16 protein-coding genes are annotated in these 16438 nt (G+C 34.3%); 11 read left to right on the top strand and 5 right to left on the bottom strand.

The genetic code is table 11. The features are described from left to right. The first annotated feature begins 34 nt into the window (after positions 1 to 34). The 5 genes from trxA to nrdG all read left to right on the top strand — a co-directional run bounded on the left by trxA (position 35) and on the right by nrdG (position 6567). Positions 35 to 361, top strand: a complete 327-nt coding sequence (gene trxA, locus J3U63_RS12500; RefSeq protein ID WP_267333842.1) for a thioredoxin TrxA — start codon at positions 35 to 37, stop codon at positions 359 to 361. 365 nt (positions 362 to 726) lie between these two features. Further along, complete coding sequence (gene rho, locus J3U63_RS12505) at positions 727 to 1989, top strand: transcription termination factor Rho (protein ID WP_065617994.1); 1263 nt, start codon at positions 727 to 729, stop codon at positions 1987 to 1989. Between the two features lie 163 nt (positions 1990 to 2152). After that, the gene (gene gndA, locus J3U63_RS12510) at positions 2153 to 3568 is read left to right on the top strand and encodes an NADP-dependent phosphogluconate dehydrogenase (protein WP_267333841.1); all 1416 of its coding nucleotides are present in this window, start codon (positions 2153 to 2155) and stop codon (positions 3566 to 3568) included. Positions 3569 to 3947: 379 nt separating this feature from the next. Continuing rightward, positions 3948 to 6083, top strand: coding sequence for an anaerobic ribonucleoside-triphosphate reductase (nrdD, locus tag J3U63_RS12515; protein ID WP_267371704.1), 2136 nt, complete (start codon positions 3948 to 3950; stop codon positions 6081 to 6083). Between the two features lie 16 nt (positions 6084 to 6099). Beyond that, positions 6100 to 6567: an anaerobic ribonucleoside-triphosphate reductase-activating protein gene (nrdG, locus tag J3U63_RS12520; protein WP_267349145.1), complete on the top strand. Its 468-nt coding sequence runs from the start codon at positions 6100 to 6102 to the stop codon at positions 6565 to 6567. A 12-nt stretch (positions 6568 to 6579) separates the two neighbouring features. On the opposite strand, the gene can is transcribed toward nrdG, so the two are convergent. The 4 genes from can to J3U63_RS12540 form a co-directional block, all read right to left on the bottom strand. Then, positions 6580 to 7239 (bottom strand): carbonate dehydratase, encoded by a 660-nt coding sequence (can, locus tag J3U63_RS12525; protein WP_065634946.1) that lies wholly within the window; start codon positions 7237 to 7239, stop codon positions 6580 to 6582. A gap of 67 nt (positions 7240 to 7306) precedes the next feature. Then, on the bottom strand, positions 7307 to 8365 hold the full coding sequence (locus J3U63_RS12530) for an FAD-binding protein (RefSeq protein ID WP_267371707.1): 1059 nt from the start codon (positions 8363 to 8365) through the stop codon (positions 7307 to 7309). Between the two features lie 171 nt (positions 8366 to 8536). Further along, positions 8537 to 9577 (bottom strand): CobW family GTP-binding protein, encoded by a 1041-nt coding sequence (locus J3U63_RS12535; RefSeq protein ID WP_267333838.1) that lies wholly within the window; start codon positions 9575 to 9577, stop codon positions 8537 to 8539. Between the two features lie 25 nt (positions 9578 to 9602). Continuing rightward, positions 9603 to 9800 carry a YbdD/YjiX family protein gene (locus J3U63_RS12540; RefSeq protein ID WP_065577812.1) on the bottom strand — a complete coding sequence of 66 codons (198 nt, stop codon included), beginning with the start codon at positions 9798 to 9800 and terminating at the stop codon, positions 9603 to 9605. A 291-nt stretch (positions 9801 to 10091) separates the two neighbouring features. Between J3U63_RS12540 and murA the strand changes: the two genes are divergently transcribed. The 6 genes from murA to J3U63_RS12570 all read left to right on the top strand — a co-directional run bounded on the left by murA (position 10092) and on the right by J3U63_RS12570 (position 15702). Then, complete coding sequence (murA, locus tag J3U63_RS12545; RefSeq protein WP_267333837.1) at positions 10092 to 11345, top strand: UDP-N-acetylglucosamine 1-carboxyvinyltransferase; 1254 nt, start codon at positions 10092 to 10094, stop codon at positions 11343 to 11345. 54 nt (positions 11346 to 11399) lie between these two features. After that, a complete protein-coding gene (gene yajL, locus J3U63_RS12550; RefSeq protein ID WP_267344882.1) occupies positions 11400 to 11975 on the top strand; it encodes a protein deglycase YajL in 576 nt (191 codons plus the stop codon). Positions 11976 to 11982: 7 nt separating this feature from the next. Next, positions 11983 to 12879: a cation diffusion facilitator family transporter gene (locus J3U63_RS12555; RefSeq protein WP_267333835.1), complete on the top strand. Its 897-nt coding sequence runs from the start codon at positions 11983 to 11985 to the stop codon at positions 12877 to 12879. Between the two features lie 92 nt (positions 12880 to 12971). Beyond that, the gene (gene pfkA, locus J3U63_RS12560; protein ID WP_267333834.1) at positions 12972 to 13934 is read left to right on the top strand and encodes a 6-phosphofructokinase; all 963 of its coding nucleotides are present in this window, start codon (positions 12972 to 12974) and stop codon (positions 13932 to 13934) included. A gap of 295 nt (positions 13935 to 14229) precedes the next feature. Continuing rightward, positions 14230 to 14481 carry a GNAT family N-acetyltransferase gene (locus tag J3U63_RS12565; protein WP_065634940.1) on the top strand — a complete coding sequence of 84 codons (252 nt, stop codon included), beginning with the start codon at positions 14230 to 14232 and terminating at the stop codon, positions 14479 to 14481. A gap of 150 nt (positions 14482 to 14631) precedes the next feature. Then, positions 14632 to 15702 (top strand): acyltransferase, encoded by a 1071-nt coding sequence (locus tag J3U63_RS12570; protein WP_267333833.1) that lies wholly within the window; start codon positions 14632 to 14634, stop codon positions 15700 to 15702. Positions 15703 to 15709: 7 nt separating this feature from the next. Here J3U63_RS12570 and J3U63_RS12575 read toward each other — a convergent pair whose 3' ends face one another. Next, complete coding sequence (locus tag J3U63_RS12575; protein ID WP_267333832.1) at positions 15710 to 16132, bottom strand: STY0301 family protein; 423 nt, start codon at positions 16130 to 16132, stop codon at positions 15710 to 15712. Positions 16133 to 16438 lie beyond the last annotated feature (306 nt).

Here is a 16438-nt window from a genome sequence, read left to right on the forward strand (position 1 = left end):
CCATAAAAATTATATTATTATTGGAGATAATAAAATGAGTCATAATATTGTTGCGTTAACTGAAGCAAGTTTTGAGAAAACCATTAACGAAGCAACTAAACCCGTACTAGTTGATTTTTGGGCTGAATGGTGTGGTCCTTGTAAAATGGTTGCGCCTATTTTAGAAGAAATAGCTCAAGAATATAGTGATCGTATCGTTATTGCTAAACTAAATGTTGAAGAAAATCCTAATATAGCACCTAAGTTTGGTATTCGTGGCATTCCTACATTACTCATTTTCAAAAATGGTGAAGTTGTTTCAACACAAGTTGGCGCGTTATCTAAAGCCCAATTGAAAAGTTTTATTGAAGCACAACTGTAATAGTTGTGATTGCTGCCCTCACAAAATCAATAAAAAACAGTAATAAACGTAATAAAAATTACGCTTATTACTGCTTAAATCAAGTGCGTTGTTATTTTCAATAACATAATTAAATATAGACAGACTACCTTTTTTAGTGTAAATTGCTAACTTCTTACGAAAGCTCCTTTCTGCAATCCATTGTTTTTATTGATTAAGTGGGTGAACAGTCTATATTTAAACGCATAATTATCATTGAAAACTTAGTAATTCATTGCGTTTGTATATTGTAAGAAAGAGATTTTTTTATTAATAAATGAAAGAAATATACAAAAATAGCAGTAATTGCAAACATATCAATTTTATCCTCAAGAATTTTTAAAATTATGAATTTAACTGAATTAAAAAACACTTCTGTTTCCGAGCTTGTAACGCTTGGCGAAAAAACAATGGGTCTTGAAAATCTTGCTCGCCTTAGAAAACAAGACATTATTTTTGCTATTTTAAAACAGCATGCCAAAAGTGGTGAAGATATCTTTGGTGACGGTGTGCTTGAAATTTTGCAAGATGGATTTGGCTTTTTACGTTCTGCTGATAGTTCGTATTTAGCGGGTCCTGATGATATTTATGTTTCACCTAGTCAAATCAGACGATTTAACTTGCGGACGGGTGATACCATTGCCGGTAAAATAAGACCGCCTAAAGAAGGTGAACGTTATTTTGCTTTATTAAAAGTTAATGAAGTTAATCATGATAAACCTGAAGATGCCCGCAATAAAATCCTCTTTGAAAACTTAACTCCGCTTCACCCAAATTCTCGATTACGTATGGAACGAGGTAATGGTTCAACAGAAGATATCACAGCAAGAGTACTTGATTTAGCATCACCTATCGGTAAAGGTCAACGTGGTTTGATTGTTGCTCCACCGAAAGCAGGTAAAACCATGCTTCTGCAAAATATCGCACAAAGTTTAGCGGTAAATCATCCTGAATGTGAGTTAGTTGTCTTGATGATTGATGAACGTCCTGAAGAAGTTACCGAGATGCAACGTTTAGTTAAAGGTGAAGTGGTTGCTTCAACTTTTGATGAACCAGCAGCAAGACATGTTCAAGTTGCGGAAATGGTAATTGAACGAGCAAAACGTTTAGTTGAACATAAAAAAGATGTGATTATTCTATTAGACTCAATTACTCGTTTGGCGCGTGCTTACAATACTGTTATTCCTTCATCGGGCAAAGTATTAACAGGTGGTGTGGATGCAAATGCTTTACATCGCCCTAAACGCTTTTTTGGTGCAGCACGTAATGTAGAAGAGGGTGGTAGCTTAACCATTATTGCAACAGCATTAATTGATACCGGTTCAAAAATGGACGAAGTTATTTACGAGGAGTTTAAAGGTACCGGTAATATGGAAGTACACTTATCTCGTAAGATTGCTGAGCGTCGTGTTTTCCCTGCTATTGATTTTAATCGTTCAGGTACACGTAAAGAAGATTTAATGACTTCGCCTGATGAACTACAAAAAATGTGGATTCTACGTAAGATCTTAAACCCAATGGGTGAAATTGATGCGATGGAATTTTTAATTGATAAATTAGCGATGACCAAAACCAATGACGAGTTTTTTGAAATGATGAAACGCTCATGATTTTGGGAATCAATTAGCTTAGTCAAAAATAAAATAGCCGTATTATATCTTGATACGGTTTTTTTATGGCAAAATATAAGATAATTTATAAAACCCGTTTAAGTTTTAAGTTGTAAAAACCTTATTATCAAGGTCATGTGAGATTATATAAAGGAGCCAAATCATGTCTAAACAACAAATCGGTGTTATTGGAATGGCAGTAATGGGGCGAAATCTTGCTCTTAATATTGAAAGCCGTGGATATACTGTCGCGATTTATAATCGCTCTAAAGATAAAACCGAGCAAGTGATGGCTGAACATCCCGATAAACAATTGGTTCCCCATTTTACGATTGAAGATTTTGTTGCTTCATTAGAAAAACCGCGCCGTATTCTGATAATGGTACAAGCAGGTAAAGGAACGGATGCCGTAATTGATGAGCTACGCCCCCTGTTAGATAAAGGCGACATTATTATTGATGGTGGTAACGCCTATTTTGAAGATACCATCCGTCGCAATAAAATGCTTTCAGATGAGGGTTTTAATTTTATTGGTACTGGTGTTTCTGGTGGTGAGGAAGGAGCACTTAAAGGACCATCTATTATGCCTGGTGGTCAAAAAGAAGCCTATGATTTAGTTGCACCAATATTAGAGAAAATCGCTGCCAAAGCTGACGGTGAACCATGTGTTACTTATATTGGACCCGATGGCGCAGGCCATTATGTGAAAATGGCTCACAATGGTATTGAGTATGGTGATATGCAGCTAATTGCTGAAAGCTATTCAGTATTAAAACATGTGGTCGGATTAGATAATGAGCAATTATCAAGTGTGTTTACTGACTGGAATAAGGGCGAGTTAAATAGTTATTTAATTGAAATTACTGCTGATATTTTTAAATATAAGGATGAACAAGGTCAATATCTGATAGATGTGATTTTAGATGCAGCAGGTAATAAAGGAACCGGTAAATGGACCAGTCAAAGTGCATTAGATTTAGGTGAGCCTTTATCATTGATTACTGAATCAGTATTTGCCCGTTACATTTCGGCTATTAAAGATCAGCGTGTTGCTGCGGCAAAAGTTTTAAAAGGGCCACAACAGGTGACTTATACTGGTGATAAAAAAGAATTAATTGAGAAGGTTCGCAAAGCACTTTATATGGGAAAAATTATCTCTTATGCTCAAGGTTTTGCACAACTCAAAGCTGCATCAACTCATTATAATTGGCAGTTAAATTTTGGTGAAATTGCTAAAATATTTAGAGCAGGATGCATTATTCGTGCACAATTTTTACAAAAAATTACTGATGCTTACGCAGACAATAATGATATAGATAATTTGTTATTAACACCTTATTTTTCTCAAACAGCTCAAGCTTATCAGCAAGCATTACGTGATGTGGTTTGTTTAGCCGTTCAACAAGGTATTGCAGTGCCAACGCTTTCTGCTGCTATTGCTTATTACGATAGTTATCGTTCGCCTGTTTTACCAGCGAATTTAATTCAAGCACAACGAGATTATTTTGGTGCGCATACCTATAAACGTTTAGACAAAGAAGGTGTATTTCACACTGATTGGTTAAATATTGAATCGTAATTGGTCGTAATACTGTTACATCTATTTTTTAGTTAGAGTGTAAGTATACCTTCCGCTCTAACTAAAAAATTCTTTGAATCCGCCCCGCTTTATTAAGCTCATTTCTATTATTAAAAATAAAAACCGTTGCGTGCATTAATCTTAGGCTTGTCAAGCAATTTTATTTTTTTTAAATTGTAGAAAAACACAATATATGGTGTATAATCATAATATATTTACTATATATAGTATCAGTCAAGCGATGTGAAAATTCCGGCGTATATCAAATTAAGTCTAATATTCTAATAAAGATTTAAGAAATCCCGATAATTATAATGAGTATTTACATTGATATATGACCCATTAACCGCTAATAAACCATGAATATTGAGGAGTATATATGCCCGTAGTCATCAAACGTGATGGTTGTCAAACCGCATTTAATGAAGGTCGGATTAAAGATGCCATAGTTAAAGCAGCTGTTGCTGCTAATGTGAATGATCCTGATTATTGTGCTGCTGTTGCTCGCGTTGTGACTAATCAAATGACAGAACGTGAAAGTGTTGATATTAACGAAATTCAAAATGCGGTTGAAAATCAGTTAATGTCAGGACCTTATAAAAAACTGGCAAGGACTTATATTGAATATCGACATGATCGTGACCGAGCGCGAGACCAACGTAGTCGTTTGACTCAAGATATTCGCGGCTTAATTGAACAGAGTAATGTTGCAATTTTGAACGAAAATGCTAATAAAGATAGTAAAGTTATTCCAACACAACGCGATTTGTTAGCCGGTATTGTAGCAAGGCATTATGCTAAACAATACTTATTACCAAAAGAAATATCACGCGCTCATGATTGTGGCGAGATTCATTATCATGATTTAGATTATGCACCATTTTTTCCTATGTTTAACTGTATGTTAATTGATTTAGATGGTATGTTGACCAATGGCTTTAAAATGGGTAACGCTGAAATTGAGCCACCAAAGTCGATTGCAACAGCGACAGCGGTCACCGCACAAATAATTGCACAAGTTGCGAGCCATATTTATGGTGGTACAACTATTAATCGTATCGATGAAGTGCTAGCGAAATTTGTTACCATTAGTTATCAAAAACATAAACAAATCGCTCAAGAGTGGGATATACCTAATCCAGAGGCATATGCAGAAAGCCGTACTCAAAAAGAGTGTTATGATGCGTTTCAATCTTTAGAGTATGAAGTTAATACTTTACATACTGCTAATGGCCAAACTCCTTTTGTTACTTTTGGTTTTGGTTTAGGAACAAGTTGGGAATCACGTTTAATTCAAGAATCTATTCTAAAAGTTCGCATTAAGGGTTTAGGTAAAAATCATAAAACAGCAGTTTTCCCAAAATTGGTGTTTGCCATTAAAGATGGTATTAATCACAAACAAGGTGATATTAATTACGATATTAAAGCGCTAGCGTTAGAGTGCGCAAGTAAGCGTATGTATCCTGATATCTTGAATTACGATAAAGTGGTTGAAGTCACCGGATCATTTAAAACTCCAATGGGATGTCGAAGCTTTTTAGGTGTTTACGAAGAAGATGGTCAGCAAATTCACGATGGCCGTAATAATCTTGGCGTGATTAGTTTGAATCTGCCGCGTATTGCCATTGAAGCCCAAGGTGATGAATCTCGTTTCTGGCAGATTTTAGATAAGCGTTTAGAGTTATGTAAAGAAGCCTTAATGACACGTATTGCTCGTCTTGAAGGGGTAAAAGCTCGCGTCGCGCCTATTTTATATATGGAAGGGGCTTGTGGTGTGAGATTAAAAGAAGATGATAGTGTTTGTGAAATATTCAAAAATGGTCGAGCTTCGATTTCTTTAGGCTATATTGGTATTCACGAAACATTAAATGCACTTTATGGAAATAAAACGCATCCATTTGACAATGATACATTGCGCGAAAAAGGCGTAGCTATTGTTCAGCGTTTACGACAAGCCGTGGAACAGTGGAAAGCTGAAACGGGTTATGGATTTAGTTTGTATAGTACCCCAAGCGAAAACCTTTGTGATCGTTTTTGTCGACTTGATACGGCTGAATTTGGTGTTATTCCAGGGGTAACTGACAAAGGTTATTATACAAATAGTTTTCATTTAGATGTAGAGAAGAAAGTTAATCCATACGAAAAAATAGAATTTGAAAAGCCTTATCCTGAAGTAGCTAATGGCGGATTCATTTGTTATGGTGAATATCCTAACATGATGAATAATGTTAAAGCATTAGAGGATGTCTGGGATTATAGTTATAGTCGAGTTCCTTATTATGGTACTAACACCCCGATTGATGAGTGCTATGAGTGTGGTTATACCGGTGAATTTTCGTGTACAAGTAAAGGTTTTGTTTGTCCTAGTTGTGGTAATCATGATTCGTCAAAAGTCTCTGTTACTCGCCGAGTTTGTGGCTATTTAGGTAGTCCTGATGCCCGTCCATTTAATGCCGGTAAACAAGAGGAAGTAAAACGACGAGTTAAACATTTGAACAATGGTCAAATTGGATAATGTTAATTAAATAGTTATGAATTATCATCGTTATTATCCTGTAGATGTTGTAAATGGTGAAGGTACGCGCTGTGTATTGTTTGTCGCAGGTTGCGTACATCAGTGTCCTGGTTGTTATAACAAAAGTACATGGGGAATCAATTCAGGCGTACCTTTTACACAATCGCTTGAAGATCAAATTATCAAAGATCTGCAAGACACAGAGATTAAACGCCAAGGATTATCGCTTTCTGGTGGTGATCCTTTGCATCCACAAAATGTTCCAGCTATATTAAAATTAGTTCAACGGGTTAAATCAGAATGTATAAACAAAGATATTTGGCTTTGGACAGGGTATAAACTTGATGAATTAACCGCCGAACAACAAGTAGTAGTGCCTTATATTGATGTATTGATTGATGGTAAATTTATTCAAGAACTTGCTGATCCTCGGCTGTTATGGCGAGGAAGCAGCAATCAAATCATACATCGATTTAAACAATAAAATTATTTGCCATTATTGCGATTTGTGTAAGTTTAAAAGATAAGAAATCGCTTCACGATAATTAATTTCTAGATTTTCACTGCTAGACGAGGTGATGTGTAAGTCAGTAATTTTACCATTATCAATACCATAAACCCATCCGTGCAAATTAACTTTTTGACCGCGCTGCCATGCCGATTGAATAATGGTTGAGTGACCTAAATTATAAACTTGCTCAATGACGTTGAGTTCGCATAAGATATCTAGGCGAATATGCGCTGGAAATTCACCAATAAGTGAGCTATATCGAAACCATAAATCTCGAATATGTAAAAGCCAATTGTTAATTAAACCTAAATCTGGGTTTTCAACAGCTGAGCGTATTCCTCCACATCCTAAATGGCCACAGACAATAATATCTTCAATTTTAAGTACATCAACGGCATACTGGACGACAGATAAACAATTGAGATCGGTATGAATGACTAAATTACCTACATTTCGATGGACAAATAATTCACCAGGCTGCAATTTAATCAGTTTTTCGGCAGGAACCCGGCTATCAGAACAGCCGATCCATAAAAATTTAGGATTTTGGGCAATTGCAAGTTGTTTAAAAAATTCGGGATCTTCTTGCTCAATTTTTTCTGACCACTCGTGATTAAAACGAATTAAATCGTTTACATTTACCATTCATCTATTCCTTTAATATTTCATTATTATAAGATTGTATTATTTTTGAAAATAAACTTTATATTATTTAATTGGTTTCAATGTGTTGGATTTTACTTTTCATTATTAATTTTCGCCACATTGGCGTGGTTAAAATTTTGGCCTTGATAATTTTGCTGTATAATTTTAGACGTAATAGTAGTGTTTTTTGGTAATACAGTTTATTGGGTTTTGCTTGGCCGCTATTTAATATTTTACTTAAAATCTCAGCGCTATCGAGTGCATAGCTAATGCCTTCTAAAAAACTTGCACTAATAAAACCAGCCGCTTCACCGATTAAAAATATGTTTTCATTACCCGTGTAAAAATCACGTAAACGATTTGGATAGATAACGAGGCATTTTTCAGTTTTGACTAAATCACTAAAAATAAAACCTTGTTGCGTTAATTTTTGTTTTAATTTTTCGAAATGTTGATTTGCTTCTTTTTTCGCAAAGGCTCCACCTAAAATAAAGTAACCATCTTTAGACATACTCCATGCATAACAGTTAGTTAAATTGTTGTCAAAAATGCAAGAGTAAAAAGGTGTAGTATGTTTTTCGGCAAACCATTGCTGAATAGCGATATATTGTCTGATGGAGTGTTTAGGGTAACGCATTCGCCTTACAATGGAATTAGCGCCATCAGCACCTACAACATATTGAGCAGTGAATTTTTGTTCTCTATTATTTTCATCAATATAAGTGACTTGGTATCCATCAATGATTCTTCTTACTTCTTTGCATAACGTATTATGTAAAACAGTAACGGTTTCGGGAATGAGTGACTTTAGCCATAGATCAAACTTATGTCGATCAAAGCTGATATAACTGCGTTGATAATTACGAACTAGTTGAGTTTGCAAATCGATGGTTTTAACGCTAAATATTTGTGGATCGGTTAAAATGTCAGCAGGTATGTTTAATTTTTGTCTGACAAAAGATTTTTGCGCATCATTTGCCAGTAATCCACCACATGGTTTATGAAAGCCATCATGACCTGTTTGGTTTTTTTTGTCTAATGCAATAATTTTAAATGAAGGACTAAGTAATCGTGCCAACGTACTACCGGCAGGCCCTAGACCAATAATTGCAATATCGTAATCCATAAAATTATGTTATTTGCCCTATCAATTTTTGACTAATGTTATATTATCACATTTAAAGTGAAATGTGGCTAATCAAGGACGAGAATAGGATAACTTAGGTATCGTTGACATAGTATTTATTAAGCTATATGGATATATAATCCCATATAGCTAAGTTAAAATTGGCTATTTTTAACTGGCAACGGTTGTCAAAAAAGCTTGGTTTAATTCTTCAAAGGGTAAAGTTCGGCTAATTATGACTAAACGTGATAGTTTTTCTGCAGAATCTTGCCAGGGTGAACCATAATCAAAGCCAACGACTTTGTGGACACCTTGAACAATTAAGCGTTGTGGATTATTTTTGATAGCAAGTACACCTTTGTATCGTAGCATGTCATTGCCGTATTGCTCGACTAAATTTTCCATAAAAGAACCAATTTTTTTGATATCAAGCTCACCTGCTTCAAAAAGATAAGAACAAATATCATCATTCCATGATTGAGTTTGCTTTTGTCGAGGCAGAACAGTGAAATCGGCCATAAATTTTTTGGCGGGATTAATGACAAAATAGCCTTTATGAATACTTAGATCATCCGTTAGATCAAAAGCATGTATATCAATCCACTGCGATTTAGGTATTTGCCCGTTTACGGCTTCAATGATTGTGGCTTTATGGTTGATGTTGTTAATTCGATTAATCACTTTTAATTTTTCTGAATTACTAATGCAGTCAGTTTTAGTCACAATAATGCGATCTGCAAACCCAATTTGTGAAAGCGTGACGCGATGCTCATCAAGATGCTGTAAGATATGCTGGGCATCGACTAAAGTAATAATTGCATCAAGTTGAAAGCTTTGACGAATCAAATCATCAATAAAAAATAGTTGAATAATTGGTGCAGGATCGGCAAGTCCAGTTGTTTCAATTATTAATCGATCAAATAATAACTCTCCTGCTATGCGCTGATCGTGTAATTGGTATAAGGCATCGGTTAGCTCTCCTTGTACTGTACAACAGATGCATCCATTAGTCATTTCAACAATTTTAATGTCGGTTGTTACATTTAGCAGATGGCTATCAACGTTTATCGGGCCAAACTCATTTTCGATAATAATTATTTTTTCGTTAGGATTCTGTGCTAACAAATGATTAATTAATGTGGTTTTACCTGAACCTAAAAATCCAGTTAATAAAGTGACAGGTATTGATGGGGAACTGGTTTGTATTGTCATTTCTTCATTCTTTACTATTTAGCAACTAGCAACATTTGAATCCGCCTTTACCACCGTAACGTGCATCTTGCCTTTCTTTAAAAAACTCTTCATAAGTCATAGGCGTTTGTTCTGGGTGGGTAAGTTTCATATGTTGAACATAAGTATCATAATCTGGAATACCGACCATAAGTTTAGCTGCTTGGCCTAGATATTTTCCTGCTTTGGCGATTGAATCAAACATATTTTATCTCTTATTAGCTAAAGATATTGATAAGTAGATCTTATTTCTTCATTATAATCTGTGACACATAAATCACGAATTACTGTTGATTCACTATAAAGTGCTAATTTGTTTGAGTCAATTGCTGATTAATACTAATTTATACAATGCTATAAAAGCTAAAAAGAAAGTATAATTTTGATTAATTAAATTCAAGTGGTGATGTTTTAAAAAAGGTTTCAATAAATTGATTTATCTATGAGTAAATAACTTTTATAATATCGGGCAATTTAATTCTAATAAGAGTCTATAATGGAAAAGTTTCACCTTACTGGTCCAACTTCTTTAAATGGTGAAGTTGTGATTTCTGGGGCTAAAAATGCAGCCCTACCTATTTTATTTGCTGCAATTTTAGCTGAAAAACCCGTCGAAATTCAAAATATTCCTAAGTTAAAAGATATTGATACAACGTTAGAATTACTCAGTCAGTTAGGTGTGAAATGTACCCGCAATGGCTCGATTCATTTAGATGCAGGGCAAGTTAATAATTATTGCGCACCTTATGAGCTAGTCAAAACTATGCGCGCATCCATTTGGGCATTAGGCCCATTAGTTGCTCGATTTGGTCATGGTCAAGTATCTTTACCTGGGGGATGTGCTATTGGTGCTCGACCTGTTGATTTACATATTATTGGCTTGCAACAACTAGGGGCAACAATTTCTCTTGACGAGGGTTATGTTAAAGCAACTGTCGATGGTCGATTAAAAGGCGCACATATTGTAATGGATAAAGTTAGTGTTGGTGCTACTGTGACTATTATGTCAGCAGCAACATTAGCGGAAGGGAAAACGATAATCGAAAATGCTGCCTGTGAGCCTGAAATTGTTGATACGGCTAAATTTTTAAATACGTTAGGTGCTAAAATCTCGGGTGCTGGTACCGTGCGTATTGAGATAGAAGGCGTAGAGCGATTAGGCGGCGGCGTACATGAAGTGGTTTCAGATCGCATCGAAACCGGTACCTTTTTGGTTGCAGCAGCGATATCAAAAGGTAAAATTACCTGTCGTAAAACAGATCCAAAATTGCTCGATGCTGTATTATCTAAACTAAAAGAAGCGGGCGCTGATATCCAAACTGGCGATGACTGGATTTGTCTAGATATGCAAGGTAAACAGCTTAATGCAGTTAATATCCATACTGCTCCTTATCCTGGGTTTCCAACTGATATGCAAGCTCAATTCTCTTTACTTAATATGGTTGCTCAAGGCACAGGAATTATTAAAGAAACAATTTTTGAAAATCGATTTATGCATGTCCCTGAACTCATTCGAATGGGCGCTAGAGCCGAGATTGAAGGTAACACTTTAATCACGCATGGAGTTGATAAACTAAGTGGTGCCCAAGTTATGGCAACTGATTTACGCGCTTCAGCTAGTTTGGTTTTAGCCGGTTGTATTGCTGAAGGTTCGACATTGGTTGATCGTATTTATCACATAGATCGTGGTTATGATAATATTGAAGATAAGCTTAGAAAATTAGGCGCTAATATTGAAAGAATTAAGTAGTTTTTAACTTAAAATACTTGTAAATACAACGTAAGGTGATAAAGGAGTGTAATCGTGACAAAACAAGCTTTGGTCTGTTTATCAAATGGTTGTGAAGAAACAGAAGCTGTAACAACAATTGACCTTTTAACCCGAGCGGGTATTAATGTTGCCACCGCAAGTATTTCGCAGGATAGAGAAGTGCATTGCTCAAGAGGGGTGACTATTTTAGCTCAAAAAACTTGGCTTGAAGTTAAAGAACTTAATTTTGATGTTGTTATTTTACCTGGTGGATTAAAAGGCGCAGAAAATTTTCGTGATTGTCCTGCGCTTATTGAAAAACTACAGCAAACCCATCAAGCTGGAAATATCGTTGCTGCAATCTGTGCTTCACCAGCAATGGTTTTACAGCATCATCATTTATTTCCTAACGCTTATATGACTGGGTACCCAACAACGAAAGATGCCTTTCAACTTTGGAAAGATGAAAGAGTTTATTTTGATCAAAAAAATAACGTGATTACCAGTCAAGGTCCTGCCACATCGATTGATTTTGCGCTAAAAATTATTGATGTTTTACTCGGTCGTAAAAAAGCCGCTGAAGTTGCACAGCAACTTGTTCTACCATCAGGTATTGAATGCTATCAATAGGTATCAAATGTCAAATTCACATTTGTATGAAAAGTTAGTAAAACGCGCGACACTTAGTGCTGTTTTAATTTCTATTGTTTTGATCATAATAAAACTGCTAACTTGTTGGCTTACAGGATCAATAAGTTTGTTGGCATCTTTATTAGATTCAAGTATTGATTTGCTTGCTTCAGGATTGAATTTTTTTTTGGTTCGTTATGCGTTAAAGCCGGCAGATGATGATCATACTTTTGGACATGGTAAAGCTGAATCACTAGCTGCTTTAGCACAAAGTACTTTTATTATAGGGTCGGCAACAATTGTATTGTTGTCGAGTGTAAAATCAGTTATTTCGCCTAGTGAAATTCAGGTTCCTTTACTCGGTATCATTATCTCAATTATATCGACTGTCATAACTGCATTTTTAGTCTTATATCAAAAGTACGTCATAAAATTGACAAGAAGTAAAGCAATTGAAGCTGATATGTTGCATTATTCTTCAGATATGTTAATGAATATTGCTGTCATATTTGCCTTAGCTTTAAGTTGGTATGGCGTGGCTTATGCTGATGCTTTTTTTGCTTTCTTTATTGCTTTATATATTTGCTATAGCGCTTATCAAATAGCTTATAATGCTATTCAAGATTTACTTGATCGCGCTTTACCGGATAGTGATAATGCCAAAATTGCTGAAATTATTGCTGCCTATCCCGATGTGCGTGGTTTTCATGATCTTAAAACCAGACAAGCCGGACCATTAAAATTTATTCAATTACATCTTGAGCTAGATGATGATATGCCTTTAATTCAAGCCCATGCTATTGCCGATAGTGTTGAAAAACGTATTTCAGAAGAGTTCTCACCGGCAACTGTTATTATCCATCAAGATCCTATTTCTGTTGTACCTATCGAAATGATGCAGTAGACAATTTCAGCAAAATAGCTTTTATCATCTATTGTTAGATATCTGTTTAAACTCTATAATAGTTAAAATTTAATTAGTTGGAGTTATTTTGTATGATAAAAAAAATAGGTATTTTAACGAGTGGTGGTGATGCTCCGGGAATGAATGCTGCTATTCGAGGAGTAGTTAGAACTGCGTTAACAGAAGGTTTAGATGTTTATGGTGTTTATGATGGTTATTTAGGGCTGTGTGAGGATCGCATATCTCAACTTGATCGTTATAGTGTTTCCGATATTATCACTCGTGGCGGTACTTTCTTGGGTTCGGCTAGATTTCCTGAGTTTAAAGATAAAGAAGTTAGAAAAAAAGGTATCGAGAATTTAAAAAAACACGGTATTGATGCATTAGTAGTTATTGGTGGTGATGGTTCTTATATGGGCGCCATGCGTTTAACCGAAGAAGGTTTTCCATGTATCGGTTTACCGGGTACTATCGATAACGATATTCGTGGTACTGATTATACTATTGGTTATTTCACTGCGTTAAGTACAGCGGTTGAAGCTATTGATAGACTGCGTGACACTTGTTCATCACATCATCGAATTTCAGTTATTGAAATCATGGGGCGCGATTGTGGTGATCTAACCTTAAATGCAGCGGTAGCTGGCGGGTGTGAGTTCATGATCATTCCTGAGGTTTCTTATACTAAAGAAGATTTGATTGAAGAAATTAAATTAGGCTTTGCTAAAGGTAAGAGACATGCCATTGTCACTGTCACTGAGCATATGTGTGATGTTAATCAGCTAGCTAAAGACATTGAAGATGCGGTAGATCATGAAACTCGTGCTACTGTTTTAGGACATGTGCAACGTGGTGGAAGTCCTGTTCCTTATGATCGTATACTTGGCTCACGTATGGGTGCATATGCCGTTCAATTACTTCTAGAAGGGCATGCAGGTAGAAGTGTCGGTGTGCAAAATGGTAAGTTAGTTCATCATGATATTATTGATGCAATTAACAATATGAAACGACCATTTGATATGGATCTTTATAATACAGCAAAACGTCTTTTCTAGCGGTGAGTTTGATCCCGCACGATTAATAGTGTTATGAAAATAAAACAATTTAGGTGAATGCTTATTGGTAATAATTTAACCAAATAAGTATTCACTTTTTTCATTGAAGTTCTTTGTTATCAGCTGATAAAATTAAGTTAGTTCGTTATTCTTAAATAATAGTCTTTACAAAAGTGCAAATTAACTGGTTTATGCACCGCTTTAGTCATTAGCATTGATAAATGCTTCAATAAAGTTTCATTTCATTATTATTATCAATTATAAGTAATTAATTATTGAACAGGGGAGATAAATAATGGCATTAAATTATTTAGAAGATCATGAGCGTTTCTATGTTTGTGATGCTAACAATAAGCAAATAGCAGAAATGACGTTTACTAGAGTTGGTCAAAATAAAGCAACAATTAATCATACTTATATTGATCCTGAATATCGTGGCAAAGGGATTGCAGATAAATTATTAAATTTGGTTGTGACCAAATTGCAACAAGAACAACGTGAAATTATTCCTATCTGTTCTTATGCAGCTAAAAAATTGATGAAATAATACTAGAACCATATTCAAATAAACTAAAAAATTTGAATCAAATACTGTCAAGTTTTATTTTGATTATTATTTTTTACAAATTTAATTATAGTTAAGTGAATATGTGCTAATGTATAGCAATTTCCTAAACGTAGAATTTCGATATTTAAGATGGAATCTGCAAAATCACAAAAAATTCACTCAATCCACGTTTTACGTGGTGTTGCTATTATCATGATTGTTTTTAGCCACTGTTTAGGTGTGTTTAAAAATAGTAATTTAATTGCAAACAGTTACTTATTTTCTTTTTTAAATCTATTTGCCTTTAATTTCACAACATTTTTTGTACTCATTGCCGGATTTTTATTTCAACATTTGACTTATAAATTTAATACTAAAACTTACTATTTATCGAAATTTAAAACAGTAGTATGCCCATATATTTCAGTCTCTATTTTTTGTTTTCTGTTTTTTCATTATCAATATTTATCTGATTTACCGTGGATTTCATCAACAGAGCCTAGCATATTAAGCACAATAACTAAAATGATGTTGACTGGAACACAGTTATTACCGTTATGGTTTATGCCAATGATTATTATTATTTATTTAATGGCTCCTTTATTGTATATGTGGTCACATAAAAATTTAATTGTTGCTGGTTTAATGTCTATGTTTTGGGTCGTGATTTTTACCAAACCTGATTTTACTCAGCCTATTTTAAATTTATTGCATTATGGTCCGGTTTATCTAATTGGTATGATGATTAAGCAAAATTATCAAACTATTATGAAGGCAGTGAAAGATAACCTATTTTTGTTTATATCCTTTTTCTGTTTATGCTTTTTTGTGCCCTTTGCTTATCGATATATTAGCCAATTGGGTATTGAAAATCTTTATTTTGATACATTGCAAAAAATTATTTTATTCATATTAGCGCTCTATTTATTGGATCCACTAAATCATAAAAACAACGATGGTCGAGTTTATAAATTTTTCTCTTACATGGCTAATATCAGCTTTCCAATTTATTTTATACATGAAATTATCGTATTAGAACTTGAGCAGCAAGTGATTAGTTCAGCTATAGGAGATGTCATTAAAACTGATAATGGTCAACTCGCATCATTAGGTGCAATTAGCTTTTTAGTATTAACATTATCTATTAGTATTGTTATAGCTAATGCAATAAAATTTATCTTCAAAGATAAAGCTAAATTTTTTATTGGGGGAAGTCGCTAATCCTCAATTATTCGCATTGAAATTCAGCGCTTATGAGATATTTGTTATTATTTGACGGCACAGTAAGTGCTTTGCAATCAGAAACATAAATAGCTTTTTTGGTTAATTGAATACTATTTTCATACTGGCAAACGAAGTAAATCCAATCATTAAATCCCTGATTATAAGAATTCAAATCTTTCCAATGATAGTTTTTATTGCCCTTGTTTTCAGAGGGTATGGGTTTATCATTATTATAAAGATTAATGCTAGTTAGATGTGCTTTTGGTTTAGTAAAAGCATTCACATCGATATTAAAAGGTAAAGGACGATTATGCTCTAATACAACTGAATCAATATAAACCACTTCAGGACAATCAAATACCATTTCATCAGCATAACTATTGAACGTAAAAAGTAGACCAGTAGTTAATAATACAAACTTCTTCATTGTTTAACCCAATATCTTATTAAGCTTTCTATTATTATCAGATAATACGAGGATATTAATTCCTGTTCAAGTTAATAAACTAATATTAAAGTAATAAATTATTTTTTAATAAACTTATTAATGTTTATTTATTTTACGATAATTGTCTATACAACAATTAAATTGAGCAAATAAAACACAAACAGAAAAAAAATAGCAATAAACACTTGCAGGAATTTTTTAAGTGCCTATAATGCGCATCCACTGACACGGCGTTAGTGAAAAACAAACGAAGAACGTGTTAGAGAGCAAGATCAAAAATATTGA

It is taken from the genome of Gilliamella sp. B2838, assembly GCF_026536185.1.
Classification (GTDB): Bacteria; Pseudomonadota; Gammaproteobacteria; order Enterobacterales; family Orbaceae; genus Gilliamella.

Excerpts from the sequence above, each read along its gene's own strand:
- J3U63_RS12565 (WP_065634940.1), top strand. The coding sequence starts at position 14,230 with ATGGCATTAAATTATTTAGAAGATCATGAGCGTTTCTATGTTTGTGAT.
- nrdG (WP_267349145.1), top strand. The coding sequence starts at position 6,100 with ATGAATTATCATCGTTATTATCCTGTAGATGTTGTAAATGGTGAAGGT.
- can (WP_065634946.1), bottom strand. The coding sequence starts at position 7,239 with ATGGTAAATGTAAACGATTTAATTCGTTTTAATCACGAGTGGTCAGAA.
- J3U63_RS12530 (WP_267371707.1), bottom strand. The coding sequence starts at position 8,365 with ATGGATTACGATATTGCAATTATTGGTCTAGGGCCTGCCGGTAGTACG.
- J3U63_RS12575 (WP_267333832.1), bottom strand. The coding sequence starts at position 16,132 with ATGAAGAAGTTTGTATTATTAACTACTGGTCTACTTTTTACGTTCAAT.
- trxA (WP_267333842.1), top strand. The coding sequence starts at position 35 with ATGAGTCATAATATTGTTGCGTTAACTGAAGCAAGTTTTGAGAAAACC.
- gndA (WP_267333841.1), top strand. The coding sequence starts at position 2,153 with ATGTCTAAACAACAAATCGGTGTTATTGGAATGGCAGTAATGGGGCGA.
- pfkA (WP_267333834.1), top strand. The coding sequence starts at position 12,972 with ATGATAAAAAAAATAGGTATTTTAACGAGTGGTGGTGATGCTCCGGGA.
- murA (WP_267333837.1), top strand. The coding sequence starts at position 10,092 with ATGGAAAAGTTTCACCTTACTGGTCCAACTTCTTTAAATGGTGAAGTT.
- J3U63_RS12570 (WP_267333833.1), top strand. The coding sequence starts at position 14,632 with ATGGAATCTGCAAAATCACAAAAAATTCACTCAATCCACGTTTTACGT.
- rho (WP_065617994.1), top strand. The coding sequence starts at position 727 with ATGAATTTAACTGAATTAAAAAACACTTCTGTTTCCGAGCTTGTAACG.
- J3U63_RS12540 (WP_065577812.1), bottom strand. The coding sequence starts at position 9,800 with ATGTTTGATTCAATCGCCAAAGCAGGAAAATATCTAGGCCAAGCAGCT.
- nrdD (WP_267371704.1), top strand. The coding sequence starts at position 3,948 with ATGCCCGTAGTCATCAAACGTGATGGTTGTCAAACCGCATTTAATGAA.
- J3U63_RS12555 (WP_267333835.1), top strand. The coding sequence starts at position 11,983 with ATGTCAAATTCACATTTGTATGAAAAGTTAGTAAAACGCGCGACACTT.
- J3U63_RS12535 (WP_267333838.1), bottom strand. The coding sequence starts at position 9,577 with ATGACAATACAAACCAGTTCCCCATCAATACCTGTCACTTTATTAACT.